General features: G+C 67.3%; 21 protein-coding genes, 4 tRNA genes and 1 pseudogene. 16 read left to right on the top strand and 10 right to left on the bottom strand.

The window, feature by feature from the left end; genetic code table 11:
- Positions 1-234: 234 nt before the first annotated feature.
- Together DMH01_RS36660 and DMH01_RS36665 are read right to left on the bottom strand one after the other, a co-directional pair.
- The gene (locus DMH01_RS36660) at positions 235-579 is read right to left on the bottom strand and encodes a DoxX family protein (protein WP_125683076.1); all 345 of its coding nucleotides are present in this window, start codon (positions 577-579) and stop codon (positions 235-237) included.
- Between the two features lie 318 nt (positions 580-897).
- Complete coding sequence (locus tag DMH01_RS36665) at positions 898-1,140, bottom strand: hypothetical protein (RefSeq protein WP_125683078.1); 243 nt, start codon at positions 1,138-1,140, stop codon at positions 898-900.
- A 357-nt stretch (positions 1,141-1,497) separates the two neighbouring features.
- On the opposite strand from DMH01_RS36665, the gene DMH01_RS36670 reads away from it, so the two are divergent.
- Genes DMH01_RS36670 through DMH01_RS36680 form a run of 3 tightly spaced genes read left to right on the top strand, consistent with a single transcriptional unit; the run spans position 1,498 to position 3,484 of the window.
- Positions 1,498-2,637 (top strand): hypothetical protein, encoded by a 1,140-nt coding sequence (locus DMH01_RS36670; RefSeq protein ID WP_125683080.1) that lies wholly within the window; start codon positions 1,498-1,500, stop codon positions 2,635-2,637.
- A 60-nt stretch (positions 2,638-2,697) separates the two neighbouring features.
- Complete coding sequence (locus DMH01_RS36675) at positions 2,698-3,135, top strand: hypothetical protein (RefSeq protein ID WP_125683082.1); 438 nt, start codon at positions 2,698-2,700, stop codon at positions 3,133-3,135.
- Positions 3,128-3,484 carry a hypothetical protein gene (locus DMH01_RS36680; RefSeq protein ID WP_125683084.1) on the top strand — a complete coding sequence of 119 codons (357 nt, stop codon included), beginning with the start codon at positions 3,128-3,130 and terminating at the stop codon, positions 3,482-3,484. The genes DMH01_RS36675 and DMH01_RS36680 overlap by 8 nt, the downstream gene beginning before the upstream one ends.
- A gap of 676 nt (positions 3,485-4,160) precedes the next feature.
- Here DMH01_RS36680 and DMH01_RS36685 read toward each other — a convergent pair.
- Positions 4,161-5,156 carry a YafY family protein gene (locus DMH01_RS36685; protein ID WP_125683086.1) on the bottom strand — a complete coding sequence of 332 codons (996 nt, stop codon included), beginning with the start codon at positions 5,154-5,156 and terminating at the stop codon, positions 4,161-4,163.
- A 63-nt stretch (positions 5,157-5,219) separates the two neighbouring features.
- Here DMH01_RS36685 and DMH01_RS36690 point away from each other — a divergent pair, with 63 nt between their 5' ends.
- Both DMH01_RS36690 and DMH01_RS36695 read left to right on the top strand, forming a co-directional pair.
- The gene (locus tag DMH01_RS36690; protein WP_233621818.1) at positions 5,220-6,014 is read left to right on the top strand and encodes a nuclear transport factor 2 family protein; all 795 of its coding nucleotides are present in this window, start codon (positions 5,220-5,222) and stop codon (positions 6,012-6,014) included.
- Positions 6,015-6,121: 107 nt separating this feature from the next.
- Positions 6,122-6,793: a hypothetical protein gene (locus DMH01_RS36695; protein ID WP_233621819.1), complete on the top strand. Its 672-nt coding sequence runs from the start codon at positions 6,122-6,124 to the stop codon at positions 6,791-6,793.
- A gap of 103 nt (positions 6,794-6,896) precedes the next feature.
- Here DMH01_RS36695 and DMH01_RS36700 read toward each other — a convergent pair whose 3' ends face one another.
- Together DMH01_RS36700 and DMH01_RS42830 are read right to left on the bottom strand one after the other, a co-directional pair.
- Positions 6,897-7,709 carry a hypothetical protein gene (locus DMH01_RS36700; RefSeq protein WP_125683088.1) on the bottom strand — a complete coding sequence of 271 codons (813 nt, stop codon included), beginning with the start codon at positions 7,707-7,709 and terminating at the stop codon, positions 6,897-6,899.
- Positions 7,706-8,095, bottom strand: coding sequence for a hypothetical protein (locus DMH01_RS42830; RefSeq protein WP_158633287.1), 390 nt, complete (start codon positions 8,093-8,095; stop codon positions 7,706-7,708). The genes DMH01_RS36700 and DMH01_RS42830 overlap by 4 nt, the downstream gene beginning before the upstream one ends.
- A 64-nt stretch (positions 8,096-8,159) precedes the next feature.
- On the opposite strand from DMH01_RS42830, the gene DMH01_RS36705 reads away from it, so the two are divergent.
- From DMH01_RS36705 to DMH01_RS43440, 6 genes and pseudogenes are all read left to right on the top strand, one after another.
- Complete coding sequence (locus DMH01_RS36705) at positions 8,160-13,844, top strand: CHAT domain-containing protein (protein WP_158633288.1); 5,685 nt, start codon at positions 8,160-8,162, stop codon at positions 13,842-13,844.
- Between the two features lie 73 nt (positions 13,845-13,917).
- Complete coding sequence (locus tag DMH01_RS36710) at positions 13,918-14,409, top strand: NUDIX hydrolase (protein WP_125683092.1); 492 nt, start codon at positions 13,918-13,920, stop codon at positions 14,407-14,409.
- Positions 14,406-14,669 (top strand): hypothetical protein, encoded by a 264-nt coding sequence (locus tag DMH01_RS36715; protein WP_199745756.1) that lies wholly within the window; start codon positions 14,406-14,408, stop codon positions 14,667-14,669. Before DMH01_RS36710 ends, DMH01_RS36715 begins: the two co-directional genes overlap by 4 nt.
- A 158-nt stretch (positions 14,670-14,827) precedes the next feature.
- Positions 14,828-14,998 carry a hypothetical protein gene (locus DMH01_RS43120; RefSeq protein WP_199745757.1) on the top strand — a complete coding sequence of 57 codons (171 nt, stop codon included), beginning with the start codon at positions 14,828-14,830 and terminating at the stop codon, positions 14,996-14,998.
- A gap of 141 nt (positions 14,999-15,139) precedes the next feature.
- On the top strand, positions 15,140-15,784 hold the full coding sequence (locus tag DMH01_RS36725; protein ID WP_125683094.1) for a class I SAM-dependent methyltransferase: 645 nt from the start codon (positions 15,140-15,142) through the stop codon (positions 15,782-15,784).
- A gap of 95 nt (positions 15,785-15,879) precedes the next feature.
- Positions 15,880-17,012, top strand: a pseudogene (locus tag DMH01_RS43440) (integrase).
- Positions 17,013-17,061: 49 nt separating this feature from the next.
- On the opposite strand, the gene DMH01_RS36735 reads toward DMH01_RS43440, so the two are convergent.
- The 4 genes from DMH01_RS36735 to DMH01_RS36750 all read right to left on the bottom strand — a co-directional run bounded on the left by DMH01_RS36735 (position 17,062) and on the right by DMH01_RS36750 (position 17,868).
- A tRNA-Val gene (locus DMH01_RS36735) sits at positions 17,062-17,136 on the bottom strand.
- A 1-nt stretch (position 17,137) separates the two neighbouring features.
- Positions 17,138-17,208: transfer RNA gene (locus tag DMH01_RS36740), tRNA-Cys, on the bottom strand.
- A gap of 25 nt (positions 17,209-17,233) precedes the next feature.
- A tRNA-Gly gene (locus tag DMH01_RS36745) sits at positions 17,234-17,306 on the bottom strand.
- A gap of 136 nt (positions 17,307-17,442) precedes the next feature.
- Complete coding sequence (locus DMH01_RS36750; protein WP_005159130.1) at positions 17,443-17,868, bottom strand: SsgA family sporulation/cell division regulator; 426 nt, start codon at positions 17,866-17,868, stop codon at positions 17,443-17,445.
- Positions 17,869-18,268: 400 nt separating this feature from the next.
- On the opposite strand from DMH01_RS36750, the gene DMH01_RS36755 reads away from it, so the two are divergent.
- The 5 genes from DMH01_RS36755 to DMH01_RS36775 all read left to right on the top strand — a co-directional run bounded on the left by DMH01_RS36755 (position 18,269) and on the right by DMH01_RS36775 (position 24,205).
- Positions 18,269-18,340, top strand: a tRNA-Val gene (locus DMH01_RS36755).
- Positions 18,341-19,221: 881 nt separating this feature from the next.
- Positions 19,222-20,748 carry a sugar transferase gene (locus tag DMH01_RS36760; protein ID WP_199745758.1) on the top strand — a complete coding sequence of 509 codons (1,527 nt, stop codon included), beginning with the start codon at positions 19,222-19,224 and terminating at the stop codon, positions 20,746-20,748.
- A gap of 109 nt (positions 20,749-20,857) precedes the next feature.
- Positions 20,858-21,472: a malonic semialdehyde reductase gene (locus DMH01_RS36765; protein WP_125683095.1), complete on the top strand. Its 615-nt coding sequence runs from the start codon at positions 20,858-20,860 to the stop codon at positions 21,470-21,472.
- Positions 21,473-21,653: 181 nt separating this feature from the next.
- Positions 21,654-23,672, top strand: coding sequence for a threonine--tRNA ligase (gene thrS, locus DMH01_RS36770; RefSeq protein WP_233621821.1), 2,019 nt, complete (start codon positions 21,654-21,656; stop codon positions 23,670-23,672).
- Positions 23,669-24,205, top strand: a complete 537-nt coding sequence (locus tag DMH01_RS36775; RefSeq protein WP_125683098.1) for an HIT domain-containing protein — start codon at positions 23,669-23,671, stop codon at positions 24,203-24,205. Before thrS ends, DMH01_RS36775 begins: the two co-directional genes overlap by 4 nt.
- A 79-nt stretch (positions 24,206-24,284) precedes the next feature.
- On the opposite strand, the gene DMH01_RS36780 is transcribed toward DMH01_RS36775, so the two are convergent.
- On the bottom strand, positions 24,285-24,827 hold the full coding sequence (locus DMH01_RS36780; protein ID WP_038512463.1) for a YceI family protein: 543 nt from the start codon (positions 24,825-24,827) through the stop codon (positions 24,285-24,287).
- Positions 24,828-24,846: the final 19 nt, after the last annotated feature.

Raw genomic sequence — 24,846 nt, forward strand, 5'->3', positions numbered from 1 at the left:
ACGGCCGTGGCGGAATGAAACGACCACACTGTTGCCGACCTCCATGCCTGCAGCTCACCGTCGCGTACGCTGCCCGATATCTCAGACCTCGTGTGGTTTTGACGTCGGGCGGCCTGGGGGTCCTGCCGCTCAGTCCACTAAGGACGGACACGTTGAGTCGGGCCGCAGGTGGTCGGCCAGTCGAGCAGGCTGAACGGGACGCCTTCGAGGTAGGCGCGGATACCGGCGAGCTCCTCAGACGGCAGTGCTCAAGGCCAAAGTGGCGATGGCCAGGAGGAGGAACGGGTATTGCAGGCCAAAGGAGTAGTCGCGTGCTCTCAAGTGGGTCACGATGGCCGCGCCGAAGAAGAGAACGAGACCGGCCGCGGCGGCGATGGCGATCATCGGTATCCGGAAACCGATGAGCAGTCCCAGTGCGGCCACTGCCTTGGGGACTCCCAGCCAGGGCATCCACCGCCGAGGCACGCCGACCGTGTCCATGGCGACGCCGACACGTTCCCACCGCACGAAGTCGGCACCGGCCGAGAACAGGCAGTACGCGACGGTCGTTACGGTGACGATGACGTAGGCAACAGTCATTGGGGCTCGGCTCCAGGGGTCTCAGCCAACAGGGCGCTTCCGCCTCTATGACGGATGAGCCGGTTCAGAGGTAACAGAGCGCGGCCTCTATCGCTGCCGGCGCTTCGGCGAGGGGGCCCGCCGCCGTGTAGCGCACCCGTCCTCCAGGTCGAGCAGGTCGTCTCTTTCCAGTCGTCGTCGGCGGTGATCGGGTCCATGCAGACCCAGTCCTTGCCCTTGAACACGAACTTGAAGGTGTCGGCGGATCCGGTGGCTTCCTCGAGCCGTACCGGTCCCGGCCGATCGCGGACCGCAGGATCGTGATGGTGTCGCGGAAGATCACGGCATATCCTCGCGGTGGAGCCGGTACCGATCGACCGCCCGTGTCCAGGCCAGCGGTATCGTCGCGGCTGGGCTGGCGAACGCCACGGATTCCCCGTCCACGGTCATCGAGGTCGGGCCCGGTTGGACGGTGAGCAGGTAGCGCACTTCGCCGATGACCGCCTCCGAAATGGCGTCGTACCCGCGGGTGTAGACGACACGGACTGCGTCCAGTTCGTCCGGCCATCCGGGCTCGCGCAATGGGTGGTCCAAGAGGATTCGAACGCGGAGCGGCATGATTTTTCCGGCCGTTTTTCGGCAGTCAAGTGTCCCCTTGAAGTGACCCGTCCGGGTGGCGTCTGCCCGACAGGGAAGCCGATGGTGCCCTTTGTGACGCCCCGGCAGATCGGCGGGCCCCGAACAGTGTGACGGTATTGTGCTGTTCTGCGGGAATGTGCGTGAAGTTCGATCTCCGGCAATTCACGTTGGCGAGGTGTCGCATTAATGAATGAGCGCGAAGTCGACAGGCAACGACTCGGGTCGTCCGGTCCGGCCCGCGACCGGAGTACTCGTCCCCGGGCCACGGAAGACAAGCCCCCGCGCGGTTTGCTGCCGGGCGTGGCGAACGTGGCGAACCTGCAACGCCTCGCTGGGAACAAAGCCGTCACCGCCTATCTCGGGGCGAAGAAGCCCGGGCTCCCCGTCCAGCGCGACGTCAACAAGCGAGGTACCTTCGCCGGCTGGGGCGGGACGAACGACAGCAGCGTGATGGTCAACGCCAACGCGTCCGTCGACGTCGCCGACGGGAACCGCTCGGTCAGTCATCCGGCCTGGTTCCTCAGCAACGCCACGGAGACGGTCGAAGTCGATCCCGGAGCGACGGGAACCGTGCTGCTCCGGCTGCCCTGGTATTGGCACCACCACGGCATCGTCCAGGAACTCGGCCGGCTCTACGGCACGAACGAACGGCACATCCACGCCGGTGGTGGTCCCATCGACTATTGGGTTTCGGCGCCCTTCACGGTGACACCGGAAGGCCGAGTGGCCTTCGCCAACACCACTCCCGGCGGCACGATCGGTGCCGCCGGGTACCTCGAAGGGGTTCCGACCATCACTTCACGAGACGGCGAGAATTCCGGCACTCTGACGGTCAGCGTCGTCTTCCGGGCGCTCCAGTCCACCACCACGACGGACACCGGAACGAGGACGACGACCACCACGCTCACCGGATCGGGGACCGGGGCCGCCACCCCGGGCGGAGTGGGGGGATCGGTGACCACGGGCGGCAGCTATGCGGTGAGCGAGGCCAATTCGCACGCGGTCGGAATGACGGTGAGCGGTACCACCTCGGTCACGTGCAGCTTCGCGGTCAACATCCGGGTGCGGATCCCGCCGAAGATCACGAAGATGAAGACCATATTCTATTCCGCCGAGGGCAGGTTCAGGTCCGGAAACGACGGCATTCTGGGGGTGAACGAGTGGTGGGCGTCCCTCCCGGCGCCGGTGCGTGAATTGATCATTTCCGGGCAGAAACCGGTGCGGATCACTGGCCGGGCGAGCCAGACCGGCAGCCCGGAGCGGAACGAGCGGGTGATCGCCGGCCGCATCGACGACGTCACCAGGCGCCTGCACAACGTCGCGGGCCGGATGGAAGTCGTGCCCGACAGCGAGTTCACCGTGCCCAACGAGCGGTCGGTCGTGATCAGGGTCGAGTACACGGCCGCCGAGGCGCGGGCCGGGGGAGCAGGATCCCCGTGATCCTCGCCGTGTCGGTGCCGGAAACGCTGTCATGTGTGCTGACCAGCTAGTTTGTGGAGTGTGATCAACCGCGGCTGCCAGTGGGCCGTGCGCACCGGCGCTGAACGCCTCGACCAGACCGTGCTCGACAGCGTGAAGAACGACGCCGCAGCGGAGAACGGCCGCCGCGAACTCGAAGCCGCATTCACCGCGCGACGTCTCACCACGGCGATCACCAGCCCGTCCGCCAAAGGTTGGCGTGCTTCGTTCGACGCGCTGCCTCAAGGCAAGAACAGCGGCGTCAAAACTGTGTCGACCGTCGCCGACCTGCGGACGCTGTTCGACCACTGGACCGCGGGTGCCCAGCGGCTTCCGGGTCGAGGGGATAAAATTCCCGACGTGTTCACGCTGCCAGACGGCACGACGATGCAGTGGCGCCAGACGTCCAAGACGGGTGGCGAGACAATCGACATCTTCCCAAGCGGCAAGAATGCATTGAGGGTGCATCTCGATGGATGACCCGCGGGCCCGGGAACTGCGTGAGATCGAACGAGCCGTGGCGCCGACGCTCGACAGGGCTCTCGACGACTGGGTCCCGGTCGACACCCTGATCTGGAACGCCATCCAGGTCGTCCCCGAGGACAGCGACCGCTTCGCGGGATTCTTCGCCGCCGTGCTCGGCTACCTGCTCCGCGAGGGCCTGATGATCGTGGGAGACATCGGTGACACGGGGTTTGAGCCGTGGACGTCGTCCATCGAGGACACTGTGGAGCGGGTCATCCGCGAGTGCCAGGCAGTCGATTGGTCACCTCAGGGGAGCCTGTGTTGGCTGTCGAACACCCCGAAAGGAGACCAGCGGGCCCAATGAGCGTCATGTGCCGCTCCGACCACAGGCGAGTCGCTGGTAACGGAATCGCGACAATGGCGGCCGGTGGCATCGGCAGCACGAGAAGCAGCCCCGATGTCGTGCCCCAGCGAGCAAGGCCGACGTGCCCGGATCCGTCGTCGCGATCACGGCTCCGGATGGTGAGCCCGCAGCGGCGAGGGCCCTGACTGGTGCTCGGGCATGGTCACCTCAGTCGAGGAAATGCCACGAGTTTGAGACTGATCATGGTGACGTCACCGTGAGACAACGGAGAACGCCCAAGTCGCACAAGATCGACATGTCACGAGCGGCGAGACCCTACAACCACCTTGTAGGTTCTCAATTTCCGAGACCAAATCTCATTGATCTTGGCCAATGTTGGCAAATGTGCCATTGGATTGAGATTGATCATCGCTGGGCCATCCGAGCGGGCCTTGGTGACTCGCCGATCGTCGTCGGGGCCTCACGTGTTGGTGCGGAGCACCAACGTCGTGGAGCTCGTTAAGCGCAGCAACCGGCGCCGTTCGAAGACGCGGTGGCACAAACGAACCAGCAGCGTCCGCTCATGCCGAGTTGAGGATGTATCGGGGTCGACGGGTGTGGGCGTGAGGACGTCTGGGTGGCGGTTGAATCGGGTTAAGACGGCTCTAGCTCGGCCAGGTTCGTCGATGGCGCGGCGTCAGGGCTGGTGGGGGCTCGTGCCCAGGGTGTAGACGTGATTCATTGCCCGGAGGGTATGGATGATGTGGGCGCGCAGGTTTTCGGGTGCGAGGACTTCGGCATCGGCGCCGAGTTTGAGCAGTTCGGGCAGAGCTGCTTCGACCGACTCGGTGGGGATGGTGATCTGGGTCCAGCCTTGCGGGTCCGGTTCCGTCGCGGTCTGCCGGGCGGCGTGGACCACGGCCGGTTCCAGCAGGTGGGGCAGCAGGTCAAGGCCGTGGGGGGAGACCCGCAGCGTTGCCTGGTGCTGGTGCCGGCGCCGGTCGAAGTGCTCGAGATAGCCACGCCAGTAGCTGGCGAGGGTGAAGTCTTCCACGCGGGCAAAGGATTCAGGGAGTGCGTGCGCGTCGAGGATGCGGGAGATCCGGTAGGTGCGGAACTGGCCCTGGTGGCTGGCCACGAGGTACCAGTGACCGGCTTTGAGGACGAGACCATACGGTTGGGTGATCCGGGTGATCTCGTGCGGTTCCGCCCAGCGCAGGTAGCGGATCTGCAGGGCGTGCTGGTTCCACACGGCGTCGGCGACCACAGCCAGATGGGGGGTGCGGTCGCCCTCGTGGAACCACGAGGGCGCGTCGAGGTGGAACCGGTCGGCGACGCGGTCGGCGCGGTCACGCAACTCCTCGGGCAGCGCGGCGGCGAGTTTGAGCCGCGCGCCGGTCACCGCGGTCGTCAGACCCAGCTGGGCGGCCGCCGCGGGCAATCCGGTCAGAAACAACGTCTGGGCTTCGGTGGCGGTCAGACCGGTCAACCGGGTTCGGTAGCCCTCCAATAAGCGGTAACCACCCTCGTTGCCGGGTTCGCCGTAGATCGGTACGCCTGCCGCGTTTAGCGCTTCCACGTCCCGATAGATGGTCCGTACAGAGACCTCCAGGGTGTCGGCCAGCTGCTGGGCGGTCATCCGGTCCCGTGTCTGCAGCAGCAACAGCAGGGACACCAGGCGGCTGGCGCGCATGACTCGAATTGTGCCCCGCTCCACTGACAGAAGGTGTCAGGGAGGCTGGTTAGCGTTTCGGCCATGACCAGCACCACTGACATCGAGCCGTTCGTCAACTGCTACGCCGCCGTGTGGAACGAGCCCGACCCTGCTCGGCGCAGTGCGGCCATCGCCGCGCTGTGGGGCGAGGACGGGGTCGAGTTCATCGGTTCCGCCTGCTACCGGGGGCATGACGCTATCCAGACCCGCGTCGCCGAGGCGCACGAGCAGTTCGTCGCGACCGGCGGATTCCGTTTCGTGGCGGCCAACGACGCCGTACATCACCACGATGCCGTCACCTTCACCGTGCACATGGTTCCCGCCGCCGGCGGTGAACCCGTGTGGGCCGGTGTCGTGTTCGCCCTGCTCGGCGAGGACGGGCGGATCCAACGCGACTACCAGTTCACCGGCGCCGAGGCAGCCACCCGCGCCGTCGTGACTGGGTTCCTTGCCCGCCTGGCCGAGGGGAAGCCGGAGCAGATCGCCGAGTTGTTCGCCGAGACGGTCGACTGGCAGTTGGACTGGCCGGCCGAAGGACACCCAGCCGTGCCATGGATCAAGCCCCGCTCGACTCGCGGCGAGGTGGCCGACCATTTCCGTGCGCTCAACACATTCCACGTGCCCGACAAGCGTGGCGGGGGTGTGCCCAGGATCCTCGTCGACGGCCCAGACGTCGTGGTGCTCGGCGAGATCCGCCAGACCGTGAAGGCCACCGGCAAGGCCTACATCGCCCGCTGCGCGCTGCACCTCACCATCGACAACGGCCTGATCGCCCGCTACCACGTCTACGAGGACAGTCTCACCGTGGCACAGGCACTCTCCGGCAACGACCTGTAAACCACCGCCATCGCCGGGCCCCGTACCCGGCGATGGCCGAACGCCCGATATGAGCTCATTCACCGTTGAACATCCGCTCATGCCGCGAGTCGCGTCCTGTCGTGCCGATGATCGGCTATCTTGCGGTGGTGGATATCCAGGTGCTGGAGGGTGCGCTGGTCGAGGTGCCGACAGCCACAGCGACAGGAATGGACCGGCGCGCGTTCGGGGAGTTCGTCGGCCCGCAGGGGGAGCTGGCGTCGTACGCGTTCGGCTGGACGACGGGGTCGGACCCGCATGTCGCTCATCTGTCGGTCGGGATCGGCGCGGGCAACCCTGGCGGCGGAACCTTCCATGCCGTCGTCTTCGAAACCGAGGACGGGCATGCGTTCTCGCTGACCGACGACCCGTTCGAGCGGGTGCCGGAGGGTGGCCCGGACCTGACCGCGGACGAGGCGCGTGCCCATGAGGACCTGCCGTTCATCTGGTGGGTCGCCGACCAGATCATGCAGCGCGATCGGCGGGCTTGGTGGATGCTGCACTGGCTTCTGCGCACCACCTGTATCCAGACCCGTGAGATCTTCGAGCGAAGCGAGCCGATTCTGCTTGTCCAGCACGATGCCGAGGACGGCATGTGGCAGCTCATCGGCGCTTCCGACGCGGACGGCGGCACCGGCAAGATCGGGCATCTGCACCACGCCATCGACGAAGACCAAAGCCTGATCGACACCCTCGACCTGCCACCCGGCGGCAGCGCGACACGGGCAGGCGCCGAAAGTCCCTGGAACCGTCACCTCTAGAGTTGCAACGTACTCTCATACCGCAAGACTCGCGCCACCCCGTGTCCGTCCAATATGGACATTCGCGTGGGCTTTGGGCCTCTGGCTGAAACCGTTCGGGTGGTCAGTCGCCCTTGGCCAGCCGGTCGTTGATCCGGCGGGCAAGCTCGCCGGTGAAGCCCGCGGCCGGCACGGTGTGGCCGAGAGCGGTGACGATCGTGTCGAGATGGGTGTCCACCGTGCCTTCGATCAACGTGGTGAGTGTCGCGGTGGTGGATCGGGCCCGGCTCCACCCCACCGCGACGGCGCCGATTCCGGCCAGCGCCGCGGGATACCAATAGATCCCGAGTCCGAGGTACAGCACGCCCCAGCCGACGAGCCTGGTGGCCGACCTGAACTGGGATTCGGCCGCCTGCACTGGAGTGCGGACCGTTTCCGGGACCAGTAACCACAGGCGCGGCCACACCAAGCCCAGATCGAGTCCGTGGTACTGCCCGGCGATCCGGGCGTTCAGCAGCCGGAACCGCTCGCCGATCCAGGCCGGATGACGTGGACAGTAGGCGGAGACCGGGTCCACCCCCGCCTTGGCCGCCGCTCGATCGAAGAGCCTGCCGCGTAAGGCCACCAGCCCCCGCGCGAGCCAGGCGGCAGGCCCGCGCCACGGTCTGGTCCAGACCGCCTCGGCCAGGCTGCCGACCGCCTGCGCGGCCATGGCCGTCGCCGTGGCACCGGCCAGCAGGAAGACTGCCGCCGCGACCGGCAGGCGTGGTGCCTCCCGCACGATCCAGCCGGTCACCGAGACGAGGTCGAACGCCGAGCGGTGCCCCAGCCGGGCCGCGCACACCGCCGCGGCGATGAACAGCGCCCCCGGCAGCACGAGGGTCGCGACCCATCGCTCGGCGAGTTTGCTGCTCAGAGACGATAAGAAGGGGTTCACGGCGTCGCGCCCGTCGGCAGCATCGGCTCGTTGTCGAACAAGGCGCAGACGGGCGGGTGCCCGTTGTCGTCCCGATGGTCGTGGCGCATGCACACCTTGCGCGGGCAGCTGTACTCGCCGCGTCCGGTTCGTGGCGGACGAGGGCTCCGCGTGCTGGGATATACGGGCATGCGGTCGGCAGTGCCCGCGCTCCTGGTCGGCTCCGCCGACTCGGCATCGAGCAGGTCGAACTGCCGGCACGCGTCCAACGCCGAACCACCCGCGCGCACGCGGGAGGCGGCGCGTTCCAGCCGGTCGGTCCACCGGCCGGCGACGGCGGCCTGGCGTAGATCCGACATGGCGGTGCACCACAGAACGAGCGCTTGTCCCTCGTCGAATGCCGCCACTTCGTCCCTCCCTTGTGCCATCCTGAATCGTCTACCGCACCGTAGTGGGTGGCGAGGGGGAGGAGTGGGCATCTCGCTCTTGGAACGCATCCTCCGTTGCCTGGAAACAAGCGAATCCGACGAGGTCACCACACCCGAGGCCGTAGCGGACGCCGCTCGTTTGGTCCTGCCCGCCATCGGTACCGGTTTGCCTCCCGAACTGCTTCGGCAACTCGGAATGCTGCACTGGCTGCGGCATTGCGCCCTGCCGCCGGGCGGTATCGGGCCTGATATCCAGATCTGCACGGAACTGTTCGCTCCGCTCGCCGAATCCTTCCCGGGTGTGGTGCCACCACCGGTGCTCGGCTGGCTTCGGGAAAACCACTATGCGGGACTCACGCCCGCGCAACTCGGACCGTTCTACGCGTCGGTGATCACCGACGCCGCTTTGACGGCCGCGGATCCCGTCCTGACAGACCTGGGGATAGCCGCATGTCGAGCCGCCGTCGACGCCGGCGGTGAGGTCGACCGTCCGGCGCACCTGTTCAACCTGATGACGCTGGCGAACCAGCGCTTCGAGTGGACGGCCGCCGAGGCGGATCTGGACGACGCCGTCGCAGCGGGCCGCGCGGCACTCGAATCGGCCGAGCACCCGATCGCCCCGGCGGTCCGGTTTCCCCTCGGGCTTGCGCTGCTTACCCGGTTCGGCATCCGAGGGCGGGAACGGGACCTCGCCGACAGCACGGTGCTCCTGCGCGAAGTGGCGTCGTCTCTGCCGCTCGGTGACCCGGACCGCGTCGCCTGCCTGTCGCAGCTCGCCTTGGCCTTGGAGACCCATTGCAATATCGGCGGTCCGCTCGCCGTGGTCGAGGAATACGTCGAGGTGACCCGGGAGGTCCTCGCGAGTTGCGCTCCGGACGACCCGGCATTCGGTGAAGCGCTCCTGTTGCGAGGCAGCGCTCTGCGCGTCAGGTTCGTCCGTACGGGCGATGCCACCGACATCGCGGAAAGCGTCCGGTACCTGCGGGAGGCGCTGGGGAACCTCCCCGAGGGCAGCGAGTCGCATGTCCCCGCGCTGCTCAACCTCGCAAGCTCGCTCCAGACCCGGTTCTCGTACGCCTCGGCGTTCACCACACCTGATGGTCCCGACGAGGCCGACCTGGCCGAAGCCATCACCTTGGCCAGGAAGGCCGACGCGGCCCTTGGTGAAACCCACCCGCTGAGGTGGGCGGTCGAGGCCACGCTGGCGACCGTGCTCCGAGCCGAAGGCACGGACCCTGCCGAGGTGACACGGGCGGCAAGAGCGGCCTTGGCGGCTCTGCCCGCGGACAGCCCGCTTCGGGGGACCGCGCTGCTGTCCCTCGGTGAGGCACTTCGCCGCCTGTACCGGGCATCCGGTGGTCAGGAGGTCCTCCGGGAAGCCGTGGACGTCCTTCGTGAGGCGAAGACGGCCGGCGCAGGCGGTCCGCTCGGTCGGACGCCGATGCTCACGGCCCTGTCGATGGTCCTGTACGAGGCGGTCAAGCTGGCGGACACCGACGGCGAGATCGATGACGGTGAGCTCGACGAAGCCATCGAGACAACGAGAACGGCCGCGCGGGACATCCCCGATGACACGGTGATCCGCGGCCAGCAGCTCTGGCAGCTGGCGGAACTGCTGCGGTGGCGTTTCCTGCGCACAGGCCAGGCCACGAACCTCGACGAACGGATCGAGACGCTGCGGGCGACGGTGCCGCTGGCCCCCGACGCCCCCGCGTTGACGCAGTGTTTGTCCGCGCTCGTGGACGCACTCAGCCTCCGGTATAGCCGCAATCCGGACCCCTCCGACCTCGACGAGTCCGTCGCCGCGTTGTGCCGGATCGTCGAGTCCCTGCCCGCGGACGACCCCCGGCTGCCCGACCTGCAGGCGGACACCGCGTGGGCGCACCTGCAACGCTTCGACGCCAGGGGCGAGCCTGCCGACAGGGAGACGGCGACCCGGCTGATCCGCTCGGCGCTCGCCGCTACCGGCGACTCGAGCCGCTATCGGATACTCGGCGTTCTTGCCGCGATCCTCAGCTCGACAGCCACCTCCGAACGCGACCCCGAGAAGCTGACCGAAGCCATAGAAGCCTGCCACGCGGCGACGCCACCCGGCGCGGTTCCGAAGGTGGCGGTCACCCTCACCCTGGGCAACGCGCTCATGTCCCGCTACGAGAACACCGGTGCCGAAGCAGACCTGGAGGCGGCGGCCAAGACCTTGCGGTCCGCTTTGGCGCACGCGACCGAGATGAACCGGGTCATGCTCGTGAACAATCTCATCCAGGTGCTTCGCATCCGCTTTTTTCGCCACGGCGACCGAAGCGCCCTGGCCGAGGCGATCGACAGGGGGAAGGCAGCCCTGCGGGAAAGCCCCGACGCGTTGCTGCTGGCGGGTAATGTCGCGGCCGCACAGACCGATCGGTACGAATGGGCCCGCGACTCCGCCGATCTCACCGAGGCCGTCGACGCACTGCGGTCGGTGCTCGGCCGGGCCCGGCCGGACAGCCCGGATCTGCCGACGTTCCGGTTCTATCTCGGCCATGCCCTCCGGGCCCGTTTCCAGGCCACGGCCTCGATCGCGGATCTGGACGAGGCGATCGCAGTGCTGCGGCCAGGCCTCGCTTCGGTCAGATCGCGCGACCAGAAGGTTCAATTCAGCCTGATGCTGGGAATCGCGCTGTCGCTTCACGGGCAGTGGTCGAACGACCAGGTCGCGCTCGCCGAGGCGAGCGAATTGCTGCGGGTCGCGGCTGGCGGCCTACCAGTGGCGAGCCCAGGCCGGAACACGGCGGGGATCTTCTTGGCGAGCACGCTGCGCCTGCGTTTTCTCAACTCCGGAGAAGACATTCTGCTCGCCGAAGCGATCGAGATCGGCAGGGATGTCCTCGCCCGCACCCAGGACGAGGAGGCCAACCGGGCGTACGCCCTGATCACGCTGGGCACCCTGCTGGCCCTGCGGTTCGAGCGGACCGGCGACGTCGGGGTGCTGACCGAGTCGATCGAGGTGCTGCGCCGCGGGGTGGCCGCCGCGGGCCCGAACGACGCGATAACGGCGAACGCGTTGTCCGAGCTGGCGCACGCACTGCGTGGCCGGTTCAGCATCCTGGCCGAGTCCGCCGATCTGAACGAGGCCATCGAGGCCGCGGAGCGCGCCACGACCCTGCCGGGCACGACACCGGCCGAACGGAGTGCCCAGTTCACCGCACTGGCCGTCGGCCTGCTGACCAGATCGCTGGCCACCGGCGATCTCGACGACCTCGACGCCGCCGTCGACCTGGGGCGCGAGGCCGCCCGTGCGCCCAACTGGCACGTCGCCTCGGCGATCAACCTGATGACGCTGGGGCTGGCACTGTGGTCCCGGTTCGATCGGACCGGAACGGTCTCCGACCTCAACGCCGCCATCGACGCGTTGTTCGAGGCGGCGGAGGACGCCCATCCCGGGCACATCATGCGGCCCATCATGCTGACCAACCTGTCCAACGCGCTACGCACGCGGGCGGGTCTGCTCGGCTCTGTCGCCGACCTCGACGCCGCCGTGGAGGCCGGGCGATCGGCCGTCGCGGCCGCGCCGGCGGACCATCCGGCGGTGCCGATGTGCCTGATGAACCTCGGGACCGCGCTGCACCTCCGGTACCTGGAAAAGCAGGACACCGCGGACCTCGACGCCGCGGTCGCGGCCTTGAACGAGGCGGTGGACCGCAGCACGCCCCAGAGCCCGAACCGGAGAGAGATCCTGATCAACCTGGCGGGGCTGCTGCGCACCCGCCGTGACCGGCGTCCGAGCCGGGACGCACTGGACCGGGCCGTCGCACTCGTCCGGGAGGCGATCGCGATCACCGACGTCACGCACTCGATGTACCCGCTGTGCGTCCTCAGCCTCTCGACCGTGCTGCACACCCGGTACGACCGCGGTGGGGACGACGCGGACGCGGCCGAATCGATCGAGTCGGCCAGACGGGCGATAGACAGGCTGACCGCCGGTGACCCGCGAGTCGCGGTGGCCTGGGTGACGCTGGGAAGGCTGCACGAGCGCAGGCGCGTCGAAGGACGGCGCGACGTCGACGCCGCGGTCGCCGCCTACCGAACGGCGGTCGAATCTCCCGCTGCCGCACCGACGTATCGGGCGGCCGCGGCCAGATTGTGGGCCGAGACGGCCGTCCGGCACCGTGATTGGACCTCCGCGACGGAGGCCTTCGGCGTCGCTGTCGCGCTGCTGCCCAATGTGGCCTGGCACGGCATCGAACGCGACGCGCGCGAGCGCAGGCTGACGATGTGGGAAGGCCTGGCGAGGGTGGCCGCCGCCGCGGCACTGGAGGCCGGCGACCCCGGCCGTGCTGTGGAACTGCTCGAGCAGGGCCGCTCCGTTCTGTGGTCGCAGGCACTGCAGACCAGGGACGACCTGTCGATGCTGCGGGAACGTGACCGCGCGTTGCACGATCGCCTGCGCGCCGTGGCGGCGAAGCTGGCGGCCACCACCGCGCCCGAGATTCCGGAGGCCGCCGCCACGACCGATCCGTGGAGCGACCCGAGCCAGCGTATGCAGTCCGACCGGATCAAGCTGGCCGAGGACTGGGACCGGTTGCTTGCCGAAGCACGCGCCTTGCCCGGACTGGAATACCTCTTGAGGATCCCGCCGCTGGCCACCCTCCGCGAGGGCCTGCCCGACGGTCCCGTCGTCCTGCTCAACGTCGACGAAGCCCGATGTGACGCCTTGATCGTGCACGGGGACCGCGACGTCGACCACGTCCCGCTGCCTGATCTGTCGTACGCGGAGGCCGGACGACAGGCAGAGGGATACCTGCGGGCGTTGAAGCTGCTGGAAAACCCCGGCGGACCCGGCGACCTCGCCACCACCGGCGCCAAACAAACGGTGCACGCGACCCTGGAATGGTTGTGGGACACCGTCGCCGAGCCGGTGCTGACCCGGTTGGGCTACACCGGGCACGATGAGCCGTTGCCACGACTGTGGTGGTGCCCGACAGGATCACTGACCCTGCTCCCGCTGCACGCCGTCGGCTACCACGACCCGGCCGACACTCCCGCCGGGCGCACGGTGATCGACCGCGTGGTGTCGTCCTACACACCGACACTGCGCGCGCTGGCGAAGGCGAACACCGCGAGCGCGGTCAAGCCCGCCGACCGACGCATCCTCGTGGTCAGCATGCCGGAGACCCCGCCGGTTCCCGGCAGCCCGGCCATGTGCCCCCTGCCCGGCGCCCGGGCGGAAGCCGAGTTCGTTTCTCGTGCGCCCTCCTTCAACGGCACGGTACGTGTCGCCGACACCGCCACCCACGCCGCGACAACCGCCGACCTGCGCACCCACGCCTACGCACATTTCGCCTGCCACGGCGGGCAAAACCTGCGACAACCGTCAACCGGCAGCCTCTACCTGTGGGACAAACCACTGAGCGTGCTCGAGGTCGCCGAACTGGATCTCGAGCACGCCGAACTCGCCTACCTGTCGGCCTGCAGCACGGCGATCGGTGGCACAGATCTGCCCGACGAGGCCATCCATCTCGCCGCGGCGCTCCAGCTCGCGGGTTACCGGCAGGTGATCGCGACCCTGTGGACCATCACGGACCGGACCGCGGTCGAGGTGGCCGAGACGATGTACACCGGACTGCTCGGACCTTCGGGTCTGCGTCTCGACGACACCGCCCATCTGCTCCATCGCACCGTGCGCGCCTTGCGCGACTCGGCCCCCCGCAACCCGGCCATCTGGGCCCCATACGTCCACTTCGGACCGTGAAGGACGGGTGCACGCCTCGGCCCGCCGGCTCGCTTTCGCCGGGCGACTGTCGTTGTCGTGGTGGGATGGCGTCATGGTCGAACTGCCGATCCGTGATCGTGCCGGCAACGCCTTGATCGAGTTTCGTTCCGTCACGGAAGACGAGTTGGGGCGTCTGGTCGAGCAGGTGACCGTGCCCGCGTCGTTGGTTGTCGCTATCCACGCGCACGCAGTCCTGATGATGTTCGATGGCCGGCGGAGGCAGTGGGAACTCCCGGGAGGGATGAGGGAAGCGGGTGAGAGCCCGCGCGAGGCCGCGGTACGGGAGCTGGGCGAGGAGACCGGCATCCACGGCGTGGACTTGTCCTTCGCCGCCGTCGCCGAGTTCGATCTCACGAAGCCGGAGCGCCGGGAACTCCTGGCCGTATATCGGGTTCGGCTCCAAGTCATGCCTCGGCTGACCGTCAACGACGAAGCGCTGGACTTCCGATGGTGGCCGCCATCGGAGCCGGTGAGCGAGGATACGAGCCCGCTGGACGCGGAGATCGCCAGGCGCGTAGCCCAATCGTCATGTCGCGAGCGATGAACCTGGCGACGTCGACGTCTGGGCAGGTTCGCGGCTGGTTCGACGTGGTCGAGGTGGAACGGATGACCGATGGCAGTTCTTATGGGAGTCGTCCGGAATACCTTCCGGACTTCATGAATGACCTCCGTGACGATGACGGACGGCAGGTGATGAAGCTGGATCTCGCCGAGAACCGCGCGCTGACGGCAGCGACGCTGAGCAGATTCCCGGGCTGGCATTCCACGCCATCCGCATCTGGCAACTCTGCGCCCTGCACCTGACCGACCTTCGCGACGGACGACTGCACGTCGACGGCCGGGTCATCCCGCTCGCCGCACCTGTCCGGCTGCGGCTGACTGCCTACCTGACCTGTCGGCAACGGTCCTGGCCCAACACCGCCAGGCCGGTCACCCCGTGGTGGATTCGCAAACGCCTCGGCATGAACGCCCAAGCCATCCGCCAGGACCGCATCCTCGACGAAGCTCACGCCAGCAACGGCAACGTCCGCCTCATCTGCGACCTGTTCGGCCTCTCGGTCGTCGGCGCCTACCGCTACGCCGCCACCGTTGATCACCCCGGTGTCAGGAGGCATCAAATCCACGAGCGATGAGCTGCCCGTTGCCACCACCGCACGCCCGCCTGCTGTGCAAACCTCTGGGGGACAACAACCATGGTGCTCAGGTGCCTGCCCAACGACGAACAGATCGAGTCGGCTGTCCATGAGATCGCGATCAGGCATATCGTTCCGGTCATGAACACGGACGACTGGTTGGCCGACACCCGGACCTCGTACGACACGGTCGCAGTTAGCTATGCCAACCAAGTCCGTGGTGCCCTCGCTGGTCACCAGTACCTTCGCGCGGCTCTGGCGGTGTTCGCCGACTGTGTGAGGGCCGGTGGAGGCGGGCCAGTAGCGGACGTCGGCTGCGGCCCCGGAGAAGTCACCGCCTACCTGCACGAGCTCGATGTCGACGCCTTCGGCATCGACCTTTCCCCAGGGATGATCGACGTGGCCCGGCACGAGCACCCCGGTCTGCGGTTCGAGGTGGGCTCGATGACAGACTTGGACCTCCCGGCCGCTTCGGCGGCTGGCCTGCTTGCCTGGCAGTCGTTGATCCACATCCCCGACGGCGACGTGCCGACAGTCTTCGCGCACTTCCACCGAGTGTTGCGTCCGGGCGGACCACTGCAACTCCTGTTTCACGTAGGCGACGTGTCGCAGTTGAAGACCGAGGGTTACGGCGGCCATCCGATGAAGCTCCATGTCCACCGCCGTCGGCCGGAAAGGGTCGCATCCTGGCTGCGTGAGGCCGGATTCGAGGTCGAGGCCCAGTGGCTGCTCGACCCGGACGAGCAAGTTCCGCAAGCGATCTTTTTCGCACGTAGCCGTTCCTAACGACGGCATCCATTCAGGAATGCCTTGTGCGCCAGCTGTTTCAGCTGGTACAGCTGGCGATCGGCCGACGTTACCGCGTCTCATCAGCTGATCCGCTGCCCGAGCCCTTCACGTCCACGGCCGCCGGGGTCGGGCCGCGCCTGGAGCCGACGACATCGGCCAAGTACCGGTCCTTTCTGGACAACCATCTACTCCCGCAGTGGTCGTCATGGCCGCTGGCCGGAATCTTCAACAGCTACGTCGAGATCGAGAAGTGGCTCTCGGAGTTGCACGAGGACTATGCCGACTCGTCGGTGGCGTCGATTTTTTCGTTGTTCTCTACGATCCTTGGTGCCGCGGTCAAGGCTCGGAAGATCCCGGCGAACCCGTGCGCCGGGATCCGGGTCACCTCGGGTGAGTTCGAGGTCGAGAACCTCGTCGCGACACCGGTGCAGGCGCTGCGTGCGTCGATGCGTCTCTACGAGAGCGGGCTCGGTCTCGCCGGGTTCGTTCTCGGGTTGCTCGACTTCTACACCGGTTCCCGATGGGGCGAGCTGGTCGGTCAGCAGCGGCACGAGTACGACAGCGAAGCGCGGGCGATCCAGATCCGTGAGCCGTTGAAGGAAATCGGTGGACGTCTGTTCAAAGGCGGTCGCCGGGGCGACACCTCGCGGCTCGCTGATCTCGGCCCGCGGCCGACTCGCCCGGTGACACCGCGACAACAGGGCGGTCGGGCGAAGAAGGGCCGGACCAAGACCCCGGCGGGAACCCGAAGCGTGGAGCTACCGCCGAGCATCGCGGTCTTCTACGAAGAGCTGATCGACAGCCACAGCTTCCCGTTCGTGCTCTGCAGTGCTGAGGGCGCGCCGTTGCGGCGGTCGAACTTCCGCAACCGTTATTGGCGCCCGGTCCGGGATGGCAGTGACGCATGAACACATGCGGTCGGCGGAAGTGGTGCAACCGATCCTGACGACGTTCACCTTCCACGAGGGACGGCACAGCCACAGCACCTGGCCGGCCGGCGACGGCATCACCGAGGTCGCCCGTCGGGCGCGGCTGGGTCGGAAGACGAACGGCATCGCGCGGGTCTACGACCCTGTGACTCCGCTGATGCGCCGCCAGATCCTGCAAGTGCTCGAGACTCGCTGGTTGCGCTTAACTCGAGTGAGCGGACGAAGCTGGGGGAGTGGTCCCGCACCTGCCTGCCAGGTTCGGGGACATGCGGCTCGAGACGGCCTCGAACGACTGAAGCCCCGCCCCTCAGAGGAGGGACAGGGCTTCTGACCTGCGAAAACAGATGGTGCGCGATACTGGGATTGAACCAGTGACCTCTTCCGTGTCAGGGAAGCGCTCTCCCGCTGAGCTAATCGCGCGAGGTGGAGACGGGATTCGAACCCGTGTACACGGCTTTGCAGGCCGTTGCCTCGCCTCTCGGCCACTCCACCGTGTCAGGCCCGAGAGGGCCTTCCGAGCGGATGACGGGATTCGAACCCGCGACCCTCACCTTGGCAAGGTGATGCGCTACCAGCTGCGCTACATCCGCACATCCTCGGTCTGGATGGGAGGTCAGAACCCCGTGGTTCTGTCTCTCACCCCGTCGCCGTGGTGTGTGTGAACACTATCCGATCCCGAAAACGGCCCTGCAACCGGGGTGCCACTTGCTGTTCGCAAGCCCGTCATCAGGCCAGATCGTTGGGGATCAGGTGGGTCAGGGCGTCGTCGACGTCGACCCAGAGGTGCTCGTTGCCCGGGAGCACGACGTCGTAGGTCCGGTCGAGGAAGTCGGCCAGCTCCTGAGCGGACGCCTCGAACATGGCGTGCCCGGACGGCGAGTTCAGTTCGATGAGGACGGACTCGGGGTCTTCGACGGAGGGGCGGATGCGGACGTCGCCGTCGCCCGCGTCGGCCAGGAGGCCGTCCGCGAGGAGGTCGCGCGCGTAGACCCACTCGACCCAGCCGGCGCGGCCGGTGCGGAAGGCGGCCACGACCGCGTACGGGTCGCGTGTGTCGTATCGCAGTTCCACCTTGACCGGAACCGCGGGGGTCCGCGGCGCCAGGAGGTCGAACACCGCCGTCGAGCGGAGCGTCACGTGATCGTTGCGCATCGTCCTACCCTTCGTCTCCTTCCCGGCCCGGTCGAACCGAGTGGCGATGATGTGACGTTTCGGCCGGCCGATCGGAACGCGGTTTTGCCGCAGATCACCCGGACGGGGTCATCGGACCCCGGATCCATCCTCCGTCACCCCATCATCACCCGCGCGACGCGCAGCCCTACATGCGCCCTGCAGGCAGTCCACATGTACATACTGCGCGGTTTAGTCGTCACGCGATAGCACCGTCGCACGAATGTCGAAACGCGTCGCGGGCGGCCCCCGGCCCGGACAGCCCCGGCTAGCTCGTGGTTGTTCGCTCCGTATTTGCTGGTGAGCGGAGTGTGGTCGGACGGAACCACCCGTTTGCAGGCCCCCTAAAGTCGTGGGGTAGAGTCTGCCGGACACCGCGAGCGGGCGATTAGCTCAGCGGGAGAGCGCTTCGTTCACACCGAAGAGGTCACTGGTTCGATCCCAGTATCGCCCACCGGATGAAGGCCCTGGACCGATGGTCCGGGGCCTTGATTCATTCTCGGGGTGAGCCGTCCGGCGGCAAGCGATCCCCAGGTTGGACGCGGGTTATGTGGGGGCGGTACTTCTGCCGTCCCGGGTCGCCCTGTCGGCGTGGCCGAATTCGTCGGCGCGGCCGCGGGCCGTGGGGACGCGGCGGTTCGAAGATCCCCGAAGCCCCTCGTTCCGGCCGGTGTGGACACTCGTCGGATATCTCGCGTCGCGCCACAAAAATGTCACATGATCCGCCGATCGAGACATCTTTGTGATCCTCCGCACGAAACGTCCGTCGAAAGGTCCAGACCATGGGGAAGGTGATGTGGGCCATGGTGGGAGGACTCATCCTTCGGCTCCGGCGGCGGCGCTCGCCGTGATGCTGACGTGATGTGACGAAACGCCACTCCGGTGACCGATTGACAAGGTAGGTCGGCTCACGGTGAGCCCGTCTGCCGAGAGGCGGCTCGACGGACGCGTGAAATCCACAGTGGACCGATCGGGGATCGACTCGCGTGAACCGTCCACTGTGGAGTTTTCGGGGCTGCTCGGCCGATCGGGGGCGCGGTGCTCCAAGTGGCCGGGAATCGAGGGAATTCGTGACTACTTTGAGTAGTTGTTCGGCGGATACGGTCTATTACGCATCGTCATCATGTTGTTATCAACACGGCATTCATTTGCCGGATGCCCGGCAAGGGTGTGGCTGGAAATCCTTGTAACGATGGCAGGAGAGTGGCCGATACCTTGGCGTGTGTCGCCCCATCGGCCGCTGAGAGAGCTTGAGAATCGATCACTCTTCGAGATCACTCTTATTTACACAGCGTGTTGATCCGGCGTTCGGGAATCCCCACTCCGGGAGGTCTGATGGAAGAGTCGGTGCGGCCGTCGTCCACCGTCAACGGGACGCCGCAGCACATCGACCTTCAGTCGATCCCGCTCCCCCCGCAACGGGGTACGGGCAAGGCCGCCGCCGTCGACACGACTTCGGCGCGGCCGCCTTACGCGGCTTGGGAATCGCGCTACCGCGCGTGGGTCATCGGTAGTGACGTTTTCACCGCTTTCGCGCTCATCGTGATGAGCGCCTTCTTGATCGATCGATCCGATCCGCACGACATGCACGCGCTCGGTACCGCCGCGGCCTTCCTGTTCGGCTTGTCGGTTTGCCGCGCCTGGAGCCCGCGTGTGCTGGGCGAGGGGGCGGAGGAGTACCGGACGCTGGGGCGTGGCTTGGTGACCACCGCCGTTCTCGTCGCGTTGGGCGGCCTGCTCTTCGGTGCGCTCGCCGTGCAGCCGTGGGTCTTCATCGTGGTCCCGATGATCTCCGTCTTCATGTTCCTGCAGCGGTACGCACTGAGACAGGTGCTGCACCGGCGCAGGCGGCTCGGAGAATGCCTGCTGCCGGTGCTCGCGGCGGGAAGTCCCGACACGGTCGCCGACCTCATCGCGCGCACCAAGGCCGATCCTCATGTCGGCTGGCGCGTGGAAGCCGTCTGCACGTATTCCGGGGCCGGCGCCGAACGGGGGAGCGGTGAAGTGGAAGGCGTCCCGATCGTCGGGAAGCTCGACGATCTCGCGGGCCACGTCCGCCGCGGCGGCTACCGGGTGGTCGCCGTGACCGCCGATCAGCATTGGAACCCGAAACGCCTGCAGCGGCTCGCCTGGGACCTCGAAGGCACCTCGGCCGAGATGGTGGTCGCGCCGATGCTGATGGAGGTGGCCGGGCCGCGGCTGAACGTATCCGGCGTGCTCGGCATGCCCCTGCTCCGGGTCACCGCGCCGATGTTCACCGGCGGCCGCCGTCTGGTGAAGGAGGCACTCGACCGGTTCGGTTCCGCGTTGCTCCTCACCCTCGTTTCCCCGTTGCTGCTGGGGATCGCGGTCGCGATCAAGCTCGACGACCGCGGCCCGGTGATCTACCGGCAGCGGCGCGTCGGCCGCGACGGCCACACCTTCACGATGCTGAAGTTCCGCACGATGGTCACGAACGCCGACAAGCTCAAGCAGGACCTCCAGGTGGACAACGAAGGCGCGGGCCCGTTGTTCAAGATGCGCAAGGACCCGAGGGTCACCCGGGTCGGCGGCCTCCTCCGCCGGTACTCCCTCGACGAACTGCCACAGCTCTTCAACGTCGTGAGCGGCCGCATGTCGCTCGTCGGTCCCCGCCCGCCGCTGCCCGAGGAGACCGCGAAGTACGCCCCCGACGCGCGCCGCCGTCTCCTGGTCAAGCCGGGGCTGACCGGCCTCTGGCAGGTCAGCGGCCGCAGTGACCTCAGCTGGGCCGAGAGCATCCGGCTCGACCTGCGTTACGTCGAGGACTGGTCGCTCGCCCTCGACCTGGTGATCCTGTGGAAGACCTTCCGTGCCGTGGTGCAGGGACGAGGCGCCTACTGACGCGTTCCTGTGACCGGACCCACACGCAGAGATAGTTGAGCGAGAAATAGTTCAGCGCTCAACTAGGTTGGGACCGGGTACAGGACGCGTACGGAAGGAAGATCCACCCATGACCACCAGCGTTGAGCCGACCGAAGCCTTGAACCTCCCGCAGGACGTTCAGGACCTGTTGTTCCGCGAGGCCCGCACCGCGAACAGCTTCAGCGACGAGCCGGTGACCGACGAGCAGATCCGCGCGATCTACGAGCTGGTCAAATGGGCCCCGACGTCGATGAACAACCAGCCGCTGCGCGCGCTGGTGATCCGCACCGAAGAGGGCAAGAAGCGCCTCGCCCCGCTGATGTCCGAGGGCAACCGCGCCAAGACCGAGGCCGCGCCCGTGACCGTCGTGCTGGCCGCCGACACCGAGTTCCACGAGAATCTGCCGCGCACGTTCCCGCACTTCCCGGGCGCCAAGGACCTGTTCGCCGACGAGGCGGGCCGCGTCGAGACCGCCAAGCTCAACGCGCTGCTGCAGGTCGGTTACTTCATCATCGGTGTCCGCGCCGCCGGGCTGGCCGCCGGCCCGATGACCGGCTTCGACGCCGAGGGCATCGACAAGGAGTTCTTCGCGGACAAGCCGTGGAAGTCCCTCGTCGTGATCAACGTCGGCAAGCCGGGCGACAACCCCTGGTTCGACCGCCTGCCGCGGCTGGACTTCGACGAGGTCGTCGAGACCGTCTGACCTCGTTCCACGAGACGCGAAGGCCTTCTTCCGAACGGGAAGGAGGCCTTCGTGCTGTTAGGGGTAATGCGCGTGAGCCGTGCGGCGGGTGACGACTAACATCACACGAAACATCCGCTTGCATCGCGAGGAGTCCATCGTGTCCCAGCCGTCGTCAGTAGCAGCCGCAACCGCCTCGCGCGTGGTGGTACCGGCGGGCACTACGGCGGGCACCGCGGTCCGCGAAGCCGGGCTGCCGACCAAGGGGCCGGACACGATCGTCGTCGTGCGCGACGCCGAGGGCAACCTCCGTGATCTCTCGTGGGCCCCGGAGGTCGAGGTCGAGGTCGAGGCCGTCGCCGCCGGCACCGAGGACGGCCGCAGCGTCATCCGCCACTCGGCCGCCCACGTGCTCGCCCAGGCCGTGCAGCAGCAGTTCCCGCAGGCCAAGCTCGGCATCGGCCCGCCGGTCAAGGACGGCTTCTACTACGACTTCGCCGTCGACACCCCGTTCACCCCGGAAGACCTGCAGGCGCTCGAAAAGCGCATGAAGCAGATCGTGAAGGGCGCGCAGCAGTTCTCGCGCCGCGTCTTCGACTCGGTCGACGAGGCCAAGAAGGAACTGGCCGACGAGCCGTTCAAGCTCGAACTGGTCGACATCAAGTCCGATGTGGACACTTCCGAGGTGATGGAGGTCGGCGGCGGCGAGCTGACCATCTACGACAACCTCGACCCGCGCACCAAGGAGCGGGTGTGGAGCGACCTCTGCCGCGGCCCGCACGTGCCGACCACCAAGTTCATCCCGGCGTTCAAGCTCACCCGGGTCGCCGCCGCGTACTGGCGCGGAGACGACAAGAACCCGCAGCTGCAGCGGATCTACGGCACCGCGTGGGAATCCGCCGAGGCGCAGGACGTCTACCTGGAGCGGCTCGCCGAGGCCGAGCGGCGCGACCACCGCAAGCTCGGTGTCGAGCTGGACCTGTTCTCCTTCCCCGACGAGATCGGCTCGGGGCTGCCGGTGTTCCACCCCAAGGGCGGCATCATCCGGCAGGAGATGGAGAACTACTCGCGCCAGCGGCACGTCGAAGCCGGGTACGACTTCGTCTACTCGCCGCACATCACCAAGGGCGCGCTGTTCGAGACCTCCGGTCACCTCGACTGGTACCGCGACGGCATGTACCCGGCGATGCACCTCGACGCCGAGCACAACGAGGACGGTTCGGTCCGCAAACCCGGCCAGGACTACTACCTCAAGCCGATGAACTGCCCGTTCCACGATCTGATCTTCCGTTCGCGCGGGCGTTCCTACCGGGAACTGCCGCTGCGGATGTTCGAGTTCGGCTCCGTGTACCGCTACGAGAAGTCCGGTGTGATCCACGGCCTGACCCGTGTGCGCGGCATGACGCAGGACGACGCGCACATCTTCTGCACCCTCGAGCAGGTGCCCGGTGAGCTGAAGTCCCTTTTGGACTTCGTGCTGAACCTGTTGCGCGACTACGGTCTCGACGACTTCTACCTCGAACTGTCCACTCGGAACGAAGAGAAGTACATCGGTTCCGAAGAGGTCTGGGCCGAGGCGACCGAGGTGCTGCGCACCGCCGCCGTGGACTCCGGGCTGGAGCTGGTGCCGGATCCGGGCGGCGCCGCGTTCTACGGACCGAAGATCTCCGTGCAGGCGAAGGACGCGCTGGGCCGCACCTGGCAGATGTCGACCATCCAGCTGGACTTCATGCTGCCCGAGAAGTTCGAACTGGAGTACACCGCGGCCGACGGCAGCCGTCAGCGTCCGGTGATGATCCACCGCGCGCTGTTCGGTTCGATCGAGCGGTTCTTCGGGGTGCTGACGGAGCACTACGCGGGCGCGTTCCCGGCGTGGCTTTCGCCCGTCCAGGTGGTCGGGATCCCGATCACCGAGGACCAGGTCGAGCACCTGCGCGGGGTCGAGAAGGCGCTGCGGGCCAAGGGGATCCGTGCCAACGTCGACGCGAGCGACGACCGGATGCAGAAGAAGATCCGCACCCACACCACGCAAAAGGTGCCCTTCATGCTCCTGGCGGGCGCGAAGGACGTCGAAGCGGGTGCCGTGTCGTTCCGGTTCCGTGACGGCGGCCAGATCAACGGTGTCCCGGTGGCGGACGCGGTCGAGGCGATCGCCGGCTGGGTCCAGCGCCGCGAGAACGCTTCGCCGACCGTGGCGGGCTTGGAGGCGGTACTCCGGTGACGGGCCCCGATGGCCCTGAAGTCGTCGGACAGGACGGTGTGGGGGTCCCGGACGCGTTGCAGCGCCTGTGGACCCCGCATCGGCTCGCCTACGTGCAGGGGTCCAAGCGACCTGACGAGGGCTGCCCGTTCTGCCGTCTTCCCGAGAAGAGCGACGAGGACGCGCTGATCATCGCGCGCGGGAAGACCGTGTACGTGGTGCTGAACCTGTATCCGTACAACCCCGGTCACCTGATGGCCGTGCCGTACCGCCATGTCGCGGACTACACGGATCTGACGGCGGAGGAGACCGTCGAGGTGGCGGAGTTCACCCAGCACGCGATGCGGGTGATCCGGGAGGTTTCGTCGGCGCACGGGTTCAACATCGGGATGAACCAGGGCGTGATCGCCGGCGCGGGGATCGCCGCGCACCTGCACCAGCACGTGGTGCCGAGGTGGGGTGGCGACGCGAATTTCATGCCGGTGATCGGGCATACGAAGGTGCTGCCGCAGCTGCTGGGGGAGACACGGCAGCTGCTGGCGGGCGCCTGGTAGGTCGCCTGGGCTGTGAAGCGCGTGAAGGCCCCCTTCCCTCGGCTCAGCCGAGGGAAGGGGGCCTTCACGCGCAGTGGCCTCAGGCGTTGAGCGCGGCCTGCAGCTCGATGTCGATCTTGACCTTCTCGGACAGGAAGGCGTTGCCCTCCGGGCCGATGCCGAAGTCGCGGCGGTTCACGGTGGCGCTGGCCGAGACGCCGAGGGTGGTGGCGTTGTCGTTGGCCGGGTTGGTGCCGATGCCGTTGAACTCGGCCTCGAGCGACACCGGGACGGTCTTGCCGCGCCAGGTGAGCTCGCCGTCGATGACGTAGTCGCCGCCGTCCTCGCGGATGCCGGTCGAGCGGAAGGTGATGACCGGGTGCTCGTCGACGTGGAAGAAGTCCTCGGACTTGAGGTGCGTGTCGCGCCCGTCGACACCGCTGGCGACCGACGAGGCGTCGATCTCGACGGTGACCGACGAGTCGAGGATGTTGTCGGCCGTGACGACCTCACCGGTGAAGGCGGTGAAGTTGCCCCGGGACTTGGCCAGGCCGAGGTGCTTCACGGTGTAGGCGATGTCGGAGTGGGCGGTGTCGATCGTCCACTTGCCTGCGACGTAGCCCGGGATCTCGGTGGTGGTCATGAGAGTCGATCTCCAAAAA

It is taken from the genome of Amycolatopsis sp. WAC 04182, from assembly GCF_003947465.1.
GTDB lineage: Bacteria > Actinomycetota > Actinomycetes > Mycobacteriales > Pseudonocardiaceae > Amycolatopsis.

Coding starts and splice junctions, on each gene's coding strand:
- DMH01_RS36660 (WP_125683076.1), bottom strand. CDS start 579: ATGACTGTTGCCTACGTCATCGTCACCGTAACGACCGTCGCGTACTGC.
- DMH01_RS36680 (WP_125683084.1), top strand. CDS start 3,128: ATGGATGACCCGCGGGCCCGGGAACTGCGTGAGATCGAACGAGCCGTG.
- DMH01_RS36685 (WP_125683086.1), bottom strand. CDS start 5,156: ATGCGCGCCAGCCGCCTGGTGTCCCTGCTGTTGCTGCTGCAGACACGG.
- DMH01_RS36690 (WP_233621818.1), top strand. CDS start 5,220: ATGACCAGCACCACTGACATCGAGCCGTTCGTCAACTGCTACGCCGCC.
- DMH01_RS36695 (WP_233621819.1), top strand. CDS start 6,122: ATGATCGGCTATCTTGCGGTGGTGGATATCCAGGTGCTGGAGGGTGCG.
- DMH01_RS36710 (WP_125683092.1), top strand. CDS start 13,918: ATGGTCGAACTGCCGATCCGTGATCGTGCCGGCAACGCCTTGATCGAG.
- DMH01_RS36715 (WP_199745756.1), top strand. CDS start 14,406: ATGAACCTGGCGACGTCGACGTCTGGGCAGGTTCGCGGCTGGTTCGAC.
- DMH01_RS43120 (WP_199745757.1), top strand. CDS start 14,828: ATGAACGCCCAAGCCATCCGCCAGGACCGCATCCTCGACGAAGCTCAC.
- DMH01_RS36725 (WP_125683094.1), top strand. CDS start 15,140: ATGAACACGGACGACTGGTTGGCCGACACCCGGACCTCGTACGACACG.
- DMH01_RS36750 (WP_005159130.1), bottom strand. CDS start 17,868: ATGCGCAACGATCACGTGACGCTCCGCTCGACGGCGGTGTTCGACCTC.
- DMH01_RS36760 (WP_199745758.1), top strand. CDS start 19,222: ATGGAAGAGTCGGTGCGGCCGTCGTCCACCGTCAACGGGACGCCGCAG.
- DMH01_RS36765 (WP_125683095.1), top strand. CDS start 20,858: ATGACCACCAGCGTTGAGCCGACCGAAGCCTTGAACCTCCCGCAGGAC.
- DMH01_RS36780 (WP_038512463.1), bottom strand. CDS start 24,827: ATGACCACCACCGAGATCCCGGGCTACGTCGCAGGCAAGTGGACGATC.